The 16991-nt window shown below is 74.7% G+C and carries 12 protein-coding genes; 8 read left to right on the forward strand and 4 right to left on the reverse strand.

The genetic code is table 11. From position 1 onward, the window contains the following. The first annotated feature begins 10 nt into the window (after positions 1 to 10). From K2224_RS02535 to K2224_RS02545, 3 genes are all read left to right on the forward strand, one after another. Positions 11 to 1453 (forward strand): carbohydrate ABC transporter permease, encoded by a 1443-nt coding sequence (locus K2224_RS02535; RefSeq protein ID WP_399017487.1) that lies wholly within the window; start codon positions 11 to 13, stop codon positions 1451 to 1453. After that, positions 1450 to 2388, forward strand: coding sequence for a carbohydrate ABC transporter permease (locus K2224_RS02540; RefSeq protein ID WP_399017490.1), 939 nt, complete (start codon positions 1450 to 1452; stop codon positions 2386 to 2388). The genes K2224_RS02535 and K2224_RS02540 overlap by 4 nt, the downstream gene beginning before the upstream one ends. Before the next feature lie 250 nt (positions 2389 to 2638). After that, entirely contained in the window at positions 2639 to 3589 is a 951-nt protein-coding gene (locus K2224_RS02545; RefSeq protein WP_221905041.1) for a class I SAM-dependent methyltransferase, read from the forward strand. A 52-nt stretch (positions 3590 to 3641) separates the two neighbouring features. Here the strand turns inward: K2224_RS02545 and K2224_RS02550 are convergent, their stop codons facing one another. Beyond that, the gene (locus K2224_RS02550) at positions 3642 to 4331 is read right to left on the reverse strand and encodes a bifunctional 2-polyprenyl-6-hydroxyphenol methylase/3-demethylubiquinol 3-O-methyltransferase UbiG (protein WP_221905042.1); all 690 of its coding nucleotides are present in this window, start codon (positions 4329 to 4331) and stop codon (positions 3642 to 3644) included. Between the two features lie 254 nt (positions 4332 to 4585). Here K2224_RS02550 and K2224_RS41285 point away from each other — a divergent pair, with 254 nt between their 5' ends. The 3 genes from K2224_RS41285 (at position 4586) to galE (ending at position 11228) form a co-directional block, all read left to right on the forward strand. Next, positions 4586 to 8185, forward strand: a complete 3600-nt coding sequence (locus K2224_RS41285; RefSeq protein ID WP_221905043.1) for a CDP-glycerol glycerophosphotransferase family protein — start codon at positions 4586 to 4588, stop codon at positions 8183 to 8185. A gap of 312 nt (positions 8186 to 8497) precedes the next feature. Continuing rightward, a complete protein-coding gene (locus K2224_RS02560) occupies positions 8498 to 10186 on the forward strand; it encodes a glycosyltransferase family 2 protein (RefSeq protein WP_221905044.1) in 1689 nt (562 codons plus the stop codon). Between the two features lie 55 nt (positions 10187 to 10241). Further along, on the forward strand, positions 10242 to 11228 hold the full coding sequence (gene galE / locus K2224_RS02565; protein WP_221905045.1) for a UDP-glucose 4-epimerase GalE: 987 nt from the start codon (positions 10242 to 10244) through the stop codon (positions 11226 to 11228). 163 nt (positions 11229 to 11391) lie between these two features. Here the strand turns inward: galE and K2224_RS02570 are convergent, their stop codons facing one another. Then, the gene (locus K2224_RS02570; RefSeq protein ID WP_260692309.1) at positions 11392 to 13161 is read right to left on the reverse strand and encodes a CocE/NonD family hydrolase; all 1770 of its coding nucleotides are present in this window, start codon (positions 13159 to 13161) and stop codon (positions 11392 to 11394) included. Between the two features lie 185 nt (positions 13162 to 13346). Between K2224_RS02570 and K2224_RS02575 the strand changes: the two genes are divergently transcribed. Then, the gene (locus tag K2224_RS02575; protein ID WP_221905046.1) at positions 13347 to 14126 is read left to right on the forward strand and encodes a TetR/AcrR family transcriptional regulator; all 780 of its coding nucleotides are present in this window, start codon (positions 13347 to 13349) and stop codon (positions 14124 to 14126) included. Between the two features lie 111 nt (positions 14127 to 14237). Here K2224_RS02575 and K2224_RS02580 read toward each other — a convergent pair whose 3' ends face one another. Further along, positions 14238 to 15284, reverse strand: a complete 1047-nt coding sequence (locus tag K2224_RS02580) for a serine aminopeptidase domain-containing protein (protein WP_260692310.1) — start codon at positions 15282 to 15284, stop codon at positions 14238 to 14240. Positions 15285 to 15592: 308 nt separating this feature from the next. Next, positions 15593 to 16351, reverse strand: a complete 759-nt coding sequence (locus K2224_RS02585; protein ID WP_221905048.1) for a GntR family transcriptional regulator — start codon at positions 16349 to 16351, stop codon at positions 15593 to 15595. 211 nt (positions 16352 to 16562) lie between these two features. On the opposite strand from K2224_RS02585, the gene K2224_RS02590 reads away from it, so the two are divergent. Next, complete coding sequence (locus K2224_RS02590; protein ID WP_221905049.1) at positions 16563 to 16976, forward strand: ATP-binding protein; 414 nt, start codon at positions 16563 to 16565, stop codon at positions 16974 to 16976. The last annotated feature ends 15 nt before the right edge of the window (positions 16977 to 16991 follow it).

The raw sequence follows: 16991 nt of genomic DNA on the forward strand, positions 1-16991 counted from the left end.
GGTCGTCACGATGAGCGATGCGCGTACGGGCGGGGAAGAGGCGGACGAGGGCGAGGGCGCGGTCGCGGGCGTCGCAGCGACCGCAGGAGCCGGCCCACGTCCCGGTCGAGATCCCGGCCCACGTCCCGGCCGACGTCCCGGTCCGCGTCCCGGCCCCAGCGGCCGCCACCCGTCCCGTTCCCGGTGGTGGACGGCTGCGTTCTTCCTGTTGCCGGCGCTCGTGTTGCTGGGGGCGCTGGTGGTGTATCCCATCGGGTTCTCGGTGTACCGGAGTCTGTTCGACGCGTCGGGCAACGGCTTTGTGGGGCTGGGGAATTACGGGGCGATGTTCTCGGACGACGGCATTCGGACGGCGCTGAAGAACAACGTGGTGTGGGTGGTGGTGGCGCCGACGGTGTCCACCGCGCTGGGGTTGATCTTCGCGGTGCTGACCGAGCGGGTGCGCTGGGGCACCGCGTTCAAGCTGGTGGTGTTCATGCCGATGGCGATCTCGATGCTGGCGGCGGGGATCATCTTCCGGCTGGTCTACGACCAGGATCCGCGGCGCGGGGTGGCCGATGCGGTGTGGGTGGCGGTGCACGACACGTTCGCGGAGCCGGCGCCGTTCCCGGGGGCGAAGCCGCGGCCGAACGCGGATCTGCGGCCGTCGGGCGGCGGGGCGTTCACCACGCGGTCGGTGGTGCGGGCGGGGTCGCCGGTGGGGCTGCCGCTGGTGGCGGTGCAGCCGCAGGACGTGCGGGCGGCGAGGCAGGCGGTGGTCGCGCGGTCGCGTCCGGGGGAGGTCACCGGTACCGCGTGGCTGGATTTCACCCGTGGTGGCGGGGGGCGGCCGAACGTCGTCGATCCGGGTGAGAGGGCGCTGGCCGGCCTGACGGTGGAGGCGGTGCGGGGCGGTGCGGTGGTCGCCTCGACGACGACGGCGGCGGACGGGACGTTCGCGCTGCCGGCGGAGAAGGCGGTGGGGGCGCGGCTGCGGTTGCCGGCGGCGGACTTCGCGGCGGCGTACAACGGGGTGGACTGGCTGGGGCCGGCGTTGGTCACGCCGGCCATCATCGGCAGTTATGTGTGGATGTGGGCCGGTTTCGCGATGGTGTTGATCGCGGCGGGGCTGGCGGGGGTGCCGCGGGAGCTGCTGGAGGCGGCGCGGGTGGACGGGGCCGGCGAGTGGCAGGTGTTCCGCCGGATCACGGTGCCGCTGTTGGCGCCGGTGCTGGTGGTGGTGCTGGTGACGCTGATGATCAACGTGCTGAAGATCTTCGACCTGGTGTACATCATCGCGCCGGGCTCCAGTCTGCGGTCGGCGAACGTGCTGGCGCTGCAGTTGTTCCAGTCGTCGTTCGGCACGGATGTGGACCAGGGGTTGGGGAGTGCGATCGCAGTGTTCCTGCTGGTGTTGGTGATGCCGATGATGTACGTGAATCTGCGCCGGATGCGGAAGGAGCAGCGCCGATGACGCCGCCGAGGACGCCGATGACGCCGCCGGTCCCGGTCGTGGACGGGGCCGCGGTGGCGGCCGGGCGTGGGGGCCGCGTGCGGGGGCCGTCGGTGGCGGGGCGGCTGGCGGCGCGCACCGGGGGCGGCGCGGTGCGGGTGTTCTTGGTGCTGGTGGCGCTGTTCTGGCTGATGCCGTCGGTGGGGCTGCTGGTGTCGTCGTTGCGCAGTCCGGCGCAGATCGCCGCGTCGGGCTGGTGGGAGGTGTTCGCCCGGCCCGCGCAGCTGACGTTCGACAACTACAGCCAGCTGCTGTCCAACGGGAAGGTGATGGGGTCGCTGGTGACGACGGCGGCGATCACGGTGCCGTCGACGGTGCTGGTGGTGGTGATCGGGTCGTTGGCGGGCTATGCGTTCGCGTGGCTGGAGTTCCCGGGGCGGGATACGTGGTTCATGGTGGTGGTGGGGTTGCTGGTGGTGCCGGTGCAGGTGGCGTTGATCCCGGTGGCGAGGCTGTTCGGTGCGGTGGGGCTGTTCGAGACGACGGCCGGGGTGGTGCTGTTCCACACGGCGTTCGGGCTGCCGTTCGCGGTGTTCCTGCTGCGGAACTTCTTCGCGGAGATTCCGCGGGAGCTGCTGGAGGCGGCGCGGCTGGACGGGGCGGGTGAACTGCGGCTGTTCGCGCGGGTGGTGCTGCCGCTGGGCGGTCCGGCGATCGCTTCGCTGGGGATCTTCCAGTTCCTGTGGGTGTGGAACGACATGCTGATCGCGTTGATCTTCGCGGACAGCGGGCATCCGCCGATCACGGTGGCGCTGCAGCAGGAGGTGCGGCAGTTCGGCAACAACATCGACGTGCTGGCTCCGGGGGCGTTCCTGTCGATGGTGGTGCCGCTGATCGTCTTCTTCGCCTTCCAGCGGCAGTTCGTGTCGGGGGTGATGGCGGGCGCGGTGAAGTGAGCGGGGTGACGCGGGCGGGGTGCGGGGGGGGCGGTGCGGCCGGGTGCGGGGAGCCGGGCGCGGGAGATGACCGGCGCCGGGGGCGGTGCTCACCTTCCGTTCATGTTGCTGCCCCACGATGACGGCCGTTCCGTGCAACGCGCGGTGCGGCCGGGTTGCCCGCGGCGTTTGGTGCCGGGTGCCGGTGCCGTGCCGCGTCCTCGTGTCGTACATCGCCATCGATTCCCGACCGTCTGGAGACGGACCGCACATGACTGTCGTGACCGCAGACCAGAGTGCCGACCACCTGCCGCGCCCGACCCGGCTGTCCGAGGTCAAGGGCTGGTTCTTCACCGCCGATCAGCTGCTCTTCGACTGGTTCCTGCGCCATCAGCAGGACCGGTCGGTGGCGGGTGACCTGCTGGAGCTGGGCGCGTACCTGGGCAAGAGCGCGATCTTCCTGGGTGCGCGGCTGCGCCCGGGCGAGCGCTTCACGGTCTGCGACCTGTTCGACTCCCCGGCGGAGGACGACCTCAACTCCAAAGAGATGGCGAAGTCCTACGCGACGCTGACGCGCCGGGCGTTCGAGGCCAACTACCTGGCGTTCCATGACGAGTTGCCGGTGATCGTGCAGGGGCTGAGCTCGTCGGTGGTGGAGCATGTGGCGGCGGACAGTGTGCGGTTCGCGCACATCGACGCCTCGCATCTGTACGAGCATGTGCACGGCGACATCTTGGCGGTGCGGGAGCTGCTGACCGGCCGCGGGGTGGTGGTGATGGACGACTACCGTGCCGAGCACTGCCCGGGGGTGGCCGCCGCCACCTGGCAGGCGGTGACCGGGCACGGGCTGCGGCCGATCTGTGTGACGGGCACGAAGTTCTACGGGACGTGGGGCGATCCGGAGCCGTACCGGGAGGCGCTGCTGGCGTGGCTGGCCGAGCGCGGCGACGTGTGGCACGAGGTGCAGCAGGTCAACGGTGCACCGCTGGTGCGGCTGAGTGCCAAGGGTGCGCGGGAGCCGGCGCATCCGGTGTCCCGGCACGCCGGGGCGCCGGCGGCCGCGGCGGAGGGGGCTCCGGAGCCGGCGGGCGCGGCCGGGGCGGCCCGGCCGGCCGCCGGGGGGCCGGCGCCGCGCCCGCCGCGCGGTGCGCTGCGGCGGGTGGCGCGGGACGTGCTGCCGCCGATCGTGACCCGGGCGCTGGTGCGGGCCCGTAGGCGGTAGCGGGCGGCGGGCGGGCCGGCGGGGTGTGCCGGTCCGCCCGGTTCAGCCCGGTTCAGCCCGGGGGGACCTGGCCGACCAGGACGAAGGAGTTGGTGCGCAGTACCCGTCCGGCGGTGCGGGGCAGGGGGTGGGAGTAGGTGCGCCGGACGGTCAGCCCGGCGGAGGCGGCGAAGGCCCGCAGCAGGGTGAAGTCGGTGAAGCGGACGGGGTCGGGCCCGGCGCGGTGGCCGGCTTCCTGGGCGGTGATCAGCAGGACGCCGCCGCCGGGCCGGACGTAGGGGACGTAGGCGCGCAGCAGGTCCTCGACCTGTTCGTCGTCGAGGTGCTGGAGGACGTGGGCGGTGAGCAGGGCGTCGAAGGCGCCGGGGCGGGCGTGCGGGCCGGCCAGGAAGGCGTCGGCGGTGTAGGCGGCGAGGCCGCGGGCGCGGCAGTGGGCGACGGAGCGCGGGTCGTGGTCGATGCCGACGCTGCCGGGGGCGCAGGCGGCGAGGGTGTCGCCGTCGCCGCAGCCGATCTCCAGGACGCGGCCGGGGCCGATCCGGCGTACCTGCCGGGCGAAGGGGGGCCGGGTGGTCAGCAGCCGGGTCAGGGCGGCGCGCCGGCGGTGGGCGGGGAGGCGGACGGTGGAGGCGGCCGGGGCGGTGCCGGCCGGGTGCGGGGGGCGGGCGGTGGGGGTTCCGGGGGTGGGGGCCGCGGTGTCGGGGCGGTCGGTGGCGGCGGAGCTGTCGGTTCGTCCGGGCATCGCGGGGCGGTCACCTTCCTGGGCGGCGGGCGGTTGCCGGTGTCCGGCGCACGGGGCACCGGGCACGCTGTCCCACGGTCTACGCCATCGCGCGGTCCGGGCCGTTCCGCCGCACCTTCGCCTCACCCTTTCAGCGCAGCGCCGGTGACCGGGTCGCCGATGGACGAGTTGAGGGTCGAGTCGGCCGCATCGTCCCGTATCCGCCCGGGGGTTGCCTCCCGTGGTCCGCCTGTCCGGAAAGGCTCGTCAAGCCCATGAAGCCTCGGCTCACCGTCGTCGTCCCGGTCCCGCGCGGTGCGGGGTCCGCGCGCCATGTGGAGGAGTGTCTGGAGTCGGTGGCGGCCCAGACGCTGGCGGAGTTGGACGTGGTGCTGGTGGACGACGGGCCGGCGGAGGGGCCGTTGGAGGGGCCGTGGCGGCGGCTGGCGGAGCGGGATCCGCGGTTCCGGGTGGTGCACCATGCGGGCGGGGGCCGGGGCGGGGCGTGGAACGCCGGTGCCCGGCACGCCTTTCCGCACACCGCGTATCTGGCGTTCCTGGCGCCGGACGATGTGCTGCTGCCGCGGGCGTACGAGGATCTGACGGGGTTGTTGGAGGCGTCGGGGGCGGATCTGGCGACCGGCAACGTCTACCGGCTGGGGGCAGCGGGCCGGAGCCAGTCGGCGGACCATCCGGCGGCACGGGAGACGGTGCTGCGTACCCACGTCTCGGAGGATCCGGCGCTGCTGGGCGATCACTTCGTGCGGAACAAGGTGTTCCGGCGGGCGTTCTGGGAGCGGCACGGTTTCGCCTTCCCCGAGGGGGAGTGGTGCGACGGGGCGGCGGTGGCGTTGCCCGCGCACGTCCTGGCGGAGGCGGTGGACGTGCTGCACGAGCATGTCTGCTACTGGCGGCTGCCGGAGGGGCCGGGTGGGCGCCGGGGGCCGGATGCGCAGGGGGTGCGGGACCGGTTCGCGGCGGTGGCGCGGATGCGGGCGTTGCTGGCGGATCCGGTGCGTCCGGCGTGCGGGCGGCTGCGGGCGGAGTACGACCGGGCGCAGTTGACCGGGGGGTTGCTGGATCTGGTGGCGGCGCTGCCGGGGGCGCCGTCGGAGGTGCGGACGGCGTTTCTGGACTGTGCGCGGGACTTTCTGTCGCGGACCGATCCGCGGTTGTTGCGGGCGCTGCCGGTGGAGTTGCGGATGCGGTGGTATCTGGTCCGGGCGGGGCGGTTGTCGGATCTGGTGGCGCTGCTGGGGCACGAGGCGCGCAATCCGGGGGGTTTCGTGGTGGCGGGGGCGCCGTTGCGGCGGCGGGCGGTGCTGCCGGCGGATCCGTCGGTGGAGTTGCCGGCGGGGGTGGTGCGGCTGGCGCGGGCGGACTTCCCGGTGCGGGCGGAGGTGCGGGAGGCGGTGTGGCGGGGCGGGGAGCTGTTGTTGCGGGGCTGGGCGTACTTGCGGAATCTGCCGGCGGGGACGCGGCACGGGTATCTGCGGACGGCGGTGCTGTCGTGCGGGCGGCGGCGGATCGTGCTGCCGCTGCGGACGGTGGCGATGCCGGAGGCGACCGTGGCGTCCGGGCAGGAGCTGCACTGTTACGACTGGGCGGGGTTCGAGCTGCGGGTGGATCCGGCGCGGTTGCGCCGTGCGGGGCGGCTGGTGCCGGGCGAGTGGCGGGTGGAGGTGCTGCTGGCGTCGGCGGGGGTGGTGCGGTCCGGGGAGTTGGGTGCGCCGGAGAGCGGTTCGGGGGCGGCGCCGGGGGCGTTCGAGGGTGTGGACGGGATGCGGGTGACGCCGCGGTATGTGGACGGGCGGCTGCGGATCGCGGTGGATCGGCGGGTGCGGCGGCTGGTGGGGCCGCCGGCGGTGGTGGGCGGGGCGCTGGAGTTGGCGGTGGCGGCTCCGGGGCCGGCGCCGGTGGCGCTGCGGCTGACGCACGGGGGGACGGGGACGGTGGTGTCGTTCCCGGTGGAGGGCGCGGCGGACGGCGGCGGGGACGGCACGGACGCCGGGGACGGTGCGGGCGCGGCGGCCGCGGAGGAGCGCGGCGAGGGCGCGGACGCCGGTGGCGGGCGGTGCGTGGTGCGGGTGCGACTGGACGCGTGGGACGCGGCGCGGCCCGGGCGGGACGGCGAGCCGGCCGCGATCCCCCCGCCGCACACCGAGACCTGGCTGCCGGAGCTGGTGCTGCCGGGCGGCGGCACCGACCCGGTGGGCTGCCCGCCGGGGATGCTGCCGGTGGCCCATCCGCTGCCGCACGGGCGGGAGTTGGTGGCGGCGGCGTCCCCGGCCGGGGATCTGGTGCTGTACGACCGGGTGCCGCAGGCGTACGTGGACCGGGTGGTGTGGCGGACGGACGGGACGCTGCTGCTGGCGGGGGTGCTGCCGGACGCCGCGCCGCCGGCCCCGGAGCTGGTCCTCAAGCACACCGCGCATGCCGCCGAGGCGGCGTTCCCGGCCGTCCACGACGCGGGGCGGTTCCACTGCGCGCTGCCGCTGGCGGCGCTGCCGTCGCTGGCCGGGGAGGTGCCGCTGCGGGAGGGCCGCTGGACGGTGCATCTGCGGGCGCAGGGGGCGGCGGGGTCGTCGTCGGACGCGCCGGTGCGGTACGCGCCGTCGGTGTTCGACGGGCTGCCGGTGTCGCGGACGGTGCGCGGGAAGCCGTTCACGCTGGACCGGGTGGGGCACGACGAGGTGTTCGTGGCGGCCGGGCCGGCGCTGCCGCCGGTGGACCGGGGCCCGTACCGGCGGCGGGTGCTGCGCGAGCAGCACTATCCGCTGCACCGTTCCCGGCCGCTGCGGGACACCGTGCTCTACAGCAGTTTCGGCGGCCGGGCGTACGGGGACTCGCCGCGGGCGGTGCACGAGGAGCTGGTGCGGCGGGGGCTGGACGTGACGCATCTGTGGGCGGTGCGGGACGCGCAGACCGAGGTGCCGCCGACGGCCCGGCCGGTGCTCGTGGGCAGTGCGGCCTGGCACGGGGCGCTGGCGCACAGCCACTGGGTCGTGACCAACACGCATCTGCCGCGCTGGTTCGTGCGGCGGGCCGGGCAGCGGGTGATCCAGACCTGGCACGGGACGCCGCTGAAGCGGATCGGCGCGGATCTGGCGGGGACGCTGTGCGGGGGGCTGGCCCATCTGGCGCCGCGGCCGCGGCTGGGCCGGCAGTGGAGCGTGCTGCTGTCGCCGAACGCGGCGAGCACGCCGGTGCTGCGGTCGGCGCTGGGCTATGCCGGGAAGATGCTGGAGACGGGGCTGCCGCGGACCGACGCGCTGCACGCCGCGGGCCGGGAGGAGGTGGCCGCGGCGGTCCGGGCCCGGCTGGGGGTGCGGCCGGACCAGCGGGTGGTGCTGTACGCGCCGACGCCGCGCGACGACGTGGCGTACGACGCCTCGCACCACCGGCTGCATCTGCCGCTGGACCTGGCCGCGGCGCGGTCGGCGCTGGCGGGGGACCATGTGCTGCTGGTGCGCAGCCATCCGCAGGTGCCCGACCGGCTGCCGGCGCACCATGCGCCGTTCGCGGTGGACGTGTCGTCGTACCCGGACGCGACGGAGCTGCTGCTGGCCGCGGACGTGCTGGTCACGGACTACTCGTCGCTGGCCGTGGACTTCGCCAACACCGGCCGGCCGATGCTGTTCCTCACCCCTGATCTGGCGCACTACCGTGACACGTTGCGCGGTTTCAGCCTGGACTTCGAGGCGCGGGTGCCGGGGCCGCTGCTGTCGTCGACGGGCGAGCTGGTCGAGGCGCTGGGGGATCTGCCGGCGGTGGTGCGGGCGAGTGCGCCGGCGTATGCGGAGTTCCGGCGGGAGTTCTGTCATCTCGACGACGGCGGGGCGGCGGGGCGGGTCGCGGATCTGGTCATGGAGTGAGCGGGCCGGCGGCGCGGTGAGGGCGGCGGGTCCGGCGGCACGGGGCGGTGCGGTGTGCGGGGTCCGGATCGGCATCTCCCGGCGGTGGCGTCGTTACAGCATGTACGGGCGTCCCTGCGGGGCGTCCGCGCGGGTCGCCCCGCGGTCCGGGTCCGGGTTCCGGGGGCCGGCTGGTCACGAGACGGCAATGAGGCGAAAAAAGCGGGCGGCGGGTGCAACCGTTCGGCGGATTTCGGCCTCTGACCCTGGAGGACAGGGGCCCGGACCCGCTCGCGCCAAGTGCTGTCGACACGAAATGTAGATTTAGTGACTGTGAATGACGCCCTTGAGTCACAGCCTGGGCCCGCCCTGTCGCCCGCCGCGCAGGTCAGCGTCGTCGTCATCGCGTTCAACGACGCCGTGCACGTCGCCGACGCGGTGCGGTCGGCGCTCGCGCAGGGGGACCAGGGAGACGCGGTCGCGGAGGTGATCGCGGTGGACGACGCCTCCACCGACGGCACCGGCGCGGCGCTGGACGCCCTGGCCCGCACCGAGCCGCGGCTGCGGGTCCTGCACCGCGGCGAGAACAGCGGCGGCTGCGGTTCCCCCCGCAACGACGGGCTGCGGGCCGCCGTCGGCCGCTATGTGATGTTCCTCGACAGCGACGACGTGCTGCCGCCGGGCGCGGTGCCGGCGCTGCTGTCCGCGGCGCTGGAGCACGGGGCGCCGGTCGCCGCGGGCGCCTGTGTCCGCCGGGAGCTGCCGGCCCGCCGCGACGTGCCCTGGCAGCCGGAGCTGTACCGCGAGCCGGCCGTGTACGACGGGCCCGACGCCGCGCCGCAGCTGGTCCGGGACACGCTCTGCGTCAACAAGCTCTACGCCCGGGAGTTCCTCACCGGCCACGGCATCGCCTTCCCCGAAGGCCGTTACCACTACGAGGACTTCGTCTTCACCGCCCGGGTGCTGGCCGCCGCCCCGAAGATCGCCACGGTGCCCGACACGGTCTACGTCTGGCATGTGCGCCGCGCCGCCGCCAAGCAGTCGATCTCCCTGGACCGCAAGGACGTCGCCAACTGGCGGCAGCGCATCGAGGCGCACCGCACCGTGCTGCGGATCCTCGGCGACGCCGGGCACAAGACGCTGGTGGCGGCGGCCGCCACCAAGTTCCTCGACCACGATCTGCGGATGTACGTCCGGGAGCTGCACACCCGTGGCGCGGACTACCGCGCCGAGTGGTGGCAGCTGACCCGCGACCACCTGGCCTCCTTCGAGGACGCCGAGGTGCGGGCCGCGCACGCCCCGGCCCGCTGGCTGGCCCGGGTGGTGCTGGCCTCGTCCGCGCCGCGCGACCTGGACCGGCTGACGCAGCTGGCGGCCCGTCCCGGCCGTCTGCTGCCGCCGTACGCGACGGACCGCGACGGCGCCCCGGTGTGGTCGGCGGACCTGCCCGAGGTGCGGCTGGAGGGCCTGGCGCCCGGGGACACGGTGGCCGCCGCCGACGAGAGCGTGCCCGGCACCGACGCCGCGCCCCTCCTGCCGGTGACCGTCGACGCCGATCCGGTGCTGGGCGCGGCCCGCGGGGTGCTGCGGCTGCGGGTCCACGACCTGTACGGGCGGCTGGCGGCGGCCGGCCCGGTCAGCGTCGACGTCGCGCTGCACCGCCGCCGGGACGGCCGCCCCGGCCCGGTGCTGACCGCCGCCCTCGCCCCCACCGCCGACGGCACCGCCTGGACGGCCGCGGCGGCGCTGGACCTCGCCCCGCTGACCGAGCTGCCCGGCTCGCGGCCCGACGAGCCCGAGCCGTGGGACGTCACGGCCCGGCTGACCTGCACGGACGGCACCGTCGTGGGGGTCGGGCTGCGGGCCGTGGGCGACGGTCTGCGGCGGCGGGTGCTGCCCAGCCGGCGCCGGCTGGTGCTGCTGGCCCAGCCGTACACCACCACCGGCGGTGCGCTGGCGTTCCGGGTGGCGTCCGGGCCGCGCAGCGTGTGGCGGATCGCGGCCCGGCGGCTGGGGCACTGACCCGCGGCCGACCCTCGGCCGCCGTTCCGCTTTCCCGTTCCCTAGGATTGGCGCTATGTCTTACCTGATCACGGGTGGTGCCGGTTACATCGGCTCCCATGTCGTAAGGGCCCTGCGGCAGGCCGGCGAGTCGGTCGTCGTCCTCGATGACCTGACCACGGGCGTCCGCGCCCGGGTCCCCGAGGACGTGCCCCTGGTCGTCGGCTCGACGCTCGACCGCGCGCTGCTGGACGCCACGATCGCCGAGCACGGCGTCACCGACGTCGTCCACCTGGCCGCGAAGAAGCAGGTCGGCGAGTCGGTGGAGCTGCCGCTGCACTACTACCGCGAGAACGTCCACGGTCTGCAGACCCTCCTGGAGGCGATGGCCGCCGGCGGCGTGCCGCGGTTCGTGTTCTCCTCCTCCGCCGCCGTCTACGGCATGCCGGACGTGGACCTCGTCACCGAGGACACCCCCTGCGCCCCGATCAACCCGTACGGCGAGACCAAGCTCGTCGGCGAGTGGATGGCGCGCGCCGTGGGGAAGGCCCACGGCATCAGCACCGCCTGCCTGCGGTACTTCAACGTGGCCGGCACGGCCACGCCCGAGCTGGCCGACACCGGTGTCTTCAACATCGTCCCGATGGTCTTCGAGCGGCTCACCCAGGGGGAGGCGCCGCGGATCTTCGGTGACGACTACGACACCCCCGACGGCACCTGCATCCGCGACTACATCCATGTCGCGGACCTCGCCGACGCGCATGTCGCGGCCGCCCGCAAGCTCGCCGAGCCGGGCCCGGTCCGCGATCTGACCCTCAACATCGGCCGGGGCGAGGGGGTTTCGGTCCGCGAGATGGTCGATCTGATCGAGGAGATCACCGACCACCGGGGCGTGGTGCCCGAGGTCACCCCGCGCCGTGCCGGCGACCCGGCCCGGGTGGTGGCCGCCGCCGACCGCATCGCCAAGGAACTGGGCTGGGAGGCCCGCCACGACGTCCGCGACATGATCACGTCGGCGTGGGCGGGCTGGCAGCACCACCACCCGGAGTCCCGGCAGGGCTGACGGCGCTCACAGCGCTCACAGCGACGGTCGTACGCGCGTGGTGGGTTCGGGCCGCCTGCTCCTCTTCGGAGGGGTGGGCGGTTCGGCGTTTTCGGGATGGGATGGGCGGACGGATGCGAGAGCCGCATCTGCGCCCGTCCCCGCCGCCCGTCCCCGTCCCCGGTCAGGTCGGCAGTTCCAGGGTCGAGCCGGGGTGGAGGGCGATCCGTACGGGGCCGGCGGGCGCGCCGTCGTCGTCCGGGGCGCCCGTCGGGGGCGCGTAGCGCGGGAACGCGCCGCCGCTCACCTGTAGCCGCACCCGGTGCCCGGCGGCGAACCGGTGGGCCGTCGCGCTCATCGGCACCATCACCTCCGGCGGTTCCGCCGCCCCGCCCGGCGCGGCCACCCGCACCAGCCCGTCGCACACGTTCACCGACCGGCCCCGCCCGTCCACGTCGCACAGCCGCGCGAAGACGTCGAAGGGCCGGCCCGCGGGCGCGCCGCCCGGCCCGGCCGCCGTGACCCGCATCCGGGCCGCGACCGGCCCCAGCACCTCCAGCGGCTCGGTCAGCACCGGCCCGGTGAACGTCAGCACGTCCGGCCGGGCCTCCAGCGTCCGGTTGTCGCGGCGGCCCGCGGCCCCGGAGAGCAGCGGCCCGCCGAGCGACGGGGTGGGCTCGGCCGGGTCGTGGCGGAACTCGCCCACCGGGCCGGAGCCGTCGGTCCGCCGTCGCTCCAGCCGTCCGCCCGGGTGCAGATACCAGGGCTCCCCGGCCCCGGCCGTCGGCGGCCACTCCGCGAGGTCCCGCCACCCGTCCCCGGCGTCCCCGACGCCGTCCTGCCCGTCCCGTCCGTCCCGTCCGTCCCCTCCTGCCCCTCCTGCCCCTCCTGCCCCTCCGACGTGGATCCGTACGGGTGTGGGCCGTAGCCCGGCCCGTTCCCCGTACAGGTGGGCCCGCAGCCACGCCAGGCTCTCCGCGAACACCTCGGGTGCTCCCTGCTGGAGCGCCGAGTGGTGTGTCCAGGGCCCGACGAGCAGCGCGGTCTCGCGGCCCGCCCGGTGCAGCCGCCGGTACTGCGCGAGGTTCTGGTCGAGGAAGACGTCCTGCCAGCCGGCGATCAGGCAGGTGGGCACCGCCGGATGCTCCGCCGCCGCCTCGGCCGACGCGCCCCGCCAGTACGGATCGGTTCCGTCCGTTCGCTCCAACGCCTCGGCGAGCCAGGGCAGTTCGGCCGCCGGGCCGGATGTGTACGGCGCCGGTTCCCGGTGTGCGCCGGGCAGCCAACGCCGCAGCCGCAGCGCCGCCCGCAGGAACGGCCACCATCCCTGGTGCTGGTAGGCCATGCCGACGCCCGACACCAGCGCGTTCTCCAGATGGACCGCGCCGCCCGTGTGGAAGTACGCATGCGGGTCGTGCAGCCCGAGCTGGACCACCATCGCCCGCAGCTCCGGCGGCGGTTCCAGCGCGAGGGCCCACTGCGTGTAGCCCAGGTAGCTGGCGCCGATCGTGCCCAACGCGCCGTTGAACCAGGGCTGTCGGCGCAGCCATGCCACCGTGGCGCGGCCGTCGGCCGCCTCGTTGCGCCACAGGTGGAAGGCGCCGCCCGCCCCGCCCGTCCCCCGGCAGCTCTGCACCACCACGTGGAAACCGTGCTCCGCGAGGGGGATGCCGTACAGCGACGCCCACGGGACGCCCCGCCCGTAGGGCGACCGCACCAGCACCGTCGGGAACTCCCCCGGCCGTTGCGGGGATTCACCGCCCGCCGGCGGCGCCCCGTCCCCCCGCGGGAAGTAGTGGTCGGTCACCAGCGGCACCCCGTCCCCGCCCGGCACCGGCAGCCCCGTCTCGCACCCGACCCGGTACGGGCCCGTCGGCACGTTCCGCGCCATGGCGCGCATCCACCGCGCCGCCCGCGCCGGCCGCCCGTCCGGCGCCACCCACTCCGCCACCATCACGCCCTCCCGCCGGCCGTTCCGTCGTCCCGCTCTTCCGTCGTTCCGACGTTCTGACGTTCCATCATTCCCGTACGACGTACGAGAATAGCGGATGCTTGGATGGACCGGTGTTCCGTCCTTGAGATCAGCCCTGAGACCCGCCCTGAGACCCGTCCCTGAGAATCGCCCTGAGAGGAGACCCCGTGCCCGCGTCCGCATCCCCCGGCGGCCGGTCCGGCGCGCCGGGCGCCGACGATCCCCACGGTCTCTGGCTGACGCCCGACCGCCCCCGCCGCGGCCGCCGCCCTGCCTTCACCCGCGAGGCGATCACCGCCGCGGCTGTCGCCCTCGCCGACGCCGAAGGGCTGGACGCCGTCACCATGCGCGCGGTCGCCGCCCGGGTCGGCGCCGGGGTGATGTCCCTCTACAGCTACGCCCCGGACAAGGAGACCCTGCTGGAGCTGATGGTCGACCACGTCGGCGGCGAGCTGCTGCCCCCCGCCCCGCTCACCGGCGACTGGCGCCTGGACCTCAAGGCGCTCGCCCGCCACCAGCGCGCCCTGATGCTCCGCCACCCCTGGCTGCCCGCCGCCCTGAGCGCCCGCCGGACCCTGGGGCCGCACACCCTGGCCTTCGTGGAGCACGCCCTCGTCGCGCTCCGCCCGCTCCCCCTGGACGGCGCCGCGAAACTGGAGATCTTCAGCCTCCTGACCGGCTTCGTGGCCTCCCACGTCGGTCATGAACTCACCCGCACCGCGGCCGGCGACTCCCCCGACCGCGCCACCGCCGAGGCCCGCTACCTCGCCGCCGTCGCCGCCGACGGCCACCATCCCGAACTCGCCCGCGCCCTCGCCTCCCCCGGCCGCCCCCTCACCCCCGAGGCCACCTTCGCCCGCTTCCTCGACCGCCTGGTGGACGGCCTGGACACCGAGCCCCCGCACACCGGATCCGAGGCGGCGACGAATCCGGAACCCACCCCCTGACGCGCCTCCGCCCCGCCGGAGCACAGGCTCCAACGGGGCGGAGGCACACCCGGCGCAGGCCGAGGCGCGAGCGGGGCCGGGCCTCGACGCCCGGCCCTCAGGACCCGGGTCTCAGTCGACGGCCCCCTGCCGCCAGGGCCGGACGAACCCGTGCAGGGCCCGCCGCGCCGCCGGGGCGAGCACCGGCTCGCCGGCCGGCGTCCCCGCCCGGTGCAGCAGATGGTCGAGGCCGGGCAGCACCCGCAGGCCGGGGCCGGTGGTGCGGGCCGCGGCGAGGCCGGACAGCAGCGCCGGCACGGTCCGGCACGGCACATTGGCGTCCGCCGTGCCGCAGGTGACGAGCGTCCGCGTACCGGGCGCGACGCCCCGGGCCACGGCCGGTGGATAGAGCGCGTCGTCGCTGCGTACGAAGTCCGCGTTGACCGGCCCGAACATGCCGCCGAGGAAGGCGGCGACGGGCGGCAGCAGCCCCGACGTGTCCACCGGCCGCCCGTCCCGGAAGTCCGCGACGGCCCGCGCCACCCCCTTCTTGTTCGACGCGGCCTGCTCCGGGCTCAGTCGACCCGCCCGGACCGCCCGGTCCAGACCGTCCGCCACCTGGAACCCGACCATGTCCAGCAGCCGCACGTCCTGCGGCGCGAGCAGCGCGAGCCCGGCGGGCTTCGCCCGCACCGCGCGGTCGACGAGCAGCGCCTGGAGGCCGCCCTCGCTGTGCCCGACCACGAGCAGCGCACGCGGGTCGGCCTCCGGCTGGGCGCGCAGGGTGTCGTACGCGGCCACGGCCTGGCGGGTGTAGGCGGCCATGTCGGGTGCGCGGTGCCGGCCGCCGAGCCCCGTCCGCCCGGTGCCGTACTTGTCGAACCGCAGGGTCATCACCCCGTCCCCGCCGAGCGCACCCGCGAGGAGGGCCAGGGTGTGCGGGGTGAGGCCGGGCGGCTCGTCGCCGTTGCGGTCGGTCGGCCCGCTGCCCGGTATCAGCAGCGCCGCGGCCAGCCTGCGGCCCGCCCGGTGGGCGGGGACGTGCACCGTGCCGTACGCCGTGGTGCCGTCCGCCACGAACCGCACCTCGCGGTCCACGGCGGGCACCACCGCGGCGGACCCGACCGCAGCAGGCCCGACCGCGGCGGCGGCCCGCGGAGCCGCGACCGCCCCGGCCACGCCCCCCACCGGCCCGACCGCCACGACAACCGCCGCCGCCAGCCCGGCCAGCCCCCTCCCACGCCAAGAAGAACGCGAACGCATGGAACCCCCCAGTGAGTTGAGTCAGTCATCTGACACATCGACAGGAAGCAGGCAGGGGGAACCACGCGACGACGCCCCTCGCCTCTCGTCGACTTGTTCTAGCTTTTATAGAACAAGTCGACGGCGCATGGCTACGAGAAGAGCGACAAGAACGCGGCAAGAAAAGGGCACGGGACGGGAGTTGAGCGGGCGCCGATGCGGTGTCGCCACACCCGCGCGGGCCGTCACGCGTCGAAGCCGTACTCCAACACGTACGACGCGGCGTCGAGCGTCATCTCGTTGAACTCCACGGGACGCCCCTCGTCGGCGAAGGCCGTCCGATGGATGAGGATCACCGGCGTCCCCGCGGACATGCTCAGCTGCTCGGCCTCTTCCTTCGTCGGCATCCGCGAACGGATCTCCTCGCGGAAGTGCACGGGCTCGAAGCCGAGTTCGGCGAGGCGGGCGTAGACACCGCCCGGCCCCGTGTCCTCGCGGGTGACGGACGACCCCGCGACCAGGGAAGCAGGGAGGTAACTGGTCGCGAGCAGCACGGGCTTCCCTTCCAACACGTAACGTCGCCGCCGCACGCAGACGGCGTCCTCGTCGCGCAGGTCCAGGACCTTCCGGACCTCCTCCGGAGCAGCTTCCTCCGACACCGCGACCTGGTCCACGACCACCGTGCGGCCCTCGACGTCGGAGGCCCAGACGGATCGGCCGACACCCCAGTGCTCGCGCGCCAAGCGCTGGATGCCCTGACGCCGCAACGGGCGGAACGCCCGCACGAAGACACCGGCACCCTTGCGGGACTCCGCCAGACCTTCGCTCTGGAGGACGCCGAGCGCCTGCCGAGCCGTCATGCGCGCCACGCCGTGCGAGGCCATCAGATCGTTCTCGCCCGGAAGCCGGTCACCGGGACCGTACTCGCCCGACCTGATCGCCTCGCGCAGAGAGTCTGCGATCCGCTGATACTTCGGCCGACGGTCACCCTCGGTGCTGGCCATGCGGGAGCCTCCTCTTCATCTCTAGACACCCTAGGTCATGGGTGCGACGCCGGCACCGCACGCGTGATCACCGAACCCACGCACCGCCTTCACCGGAGACCACATTGACGTCTCTAGAGAGGTGCGCTTCAATGAATATGTCTAGAGATGTTGCCGCCCATCTGCTTCACCTCGCGGAATCTGCTGAGCGAGCCAAGGAACAGAGGTCCTCATGGCCGTCACCGTTCGTCCGACCGGACACCCCGGGTACGCCGAGACTCTGCCGTGCACGGCGGAAAGCGCCGCACCTGCTCGGATCCTGGTGCGTACGGCCTTGGCCGCCTGGGGCCTGCACTCCGTCATGGAGAACGGGGCCCTGGTCGTCACCGAACTCGTCGCGAACGCCGCACGGCACACCCGTACCTGTGCCGTGCGCGTCACCATCACGCGTCCGGCCGGGGAGTTGGTCCGTATCGCGGTCGTCGACAAATCCAAGCGCGTTCCCGAATTCCGCGTGACGAGCGCCGGCGACGAGTTCGGGCGCGGTCTGGCGATCGTCGACGCCCTGTCGTGTCGGTGGGGCTACGACCCACTGCCCTGGGGGAAGCGCGTCTGGGCCGAGCTGCAGCGCGAGGCCGGCAGGTGAGCGGCTCGGCGGCCG

The organism is Streptomyces sp. BHT-5-2 (genome assembly GCF_019774615.1).
In the GTDB taxonomy this organism is placed as follows: domain Bacteria; phylum Actinomycetota; class Actinomycetes; order Streptomycetales; family Streptomycetaceae; genus Streptomyces.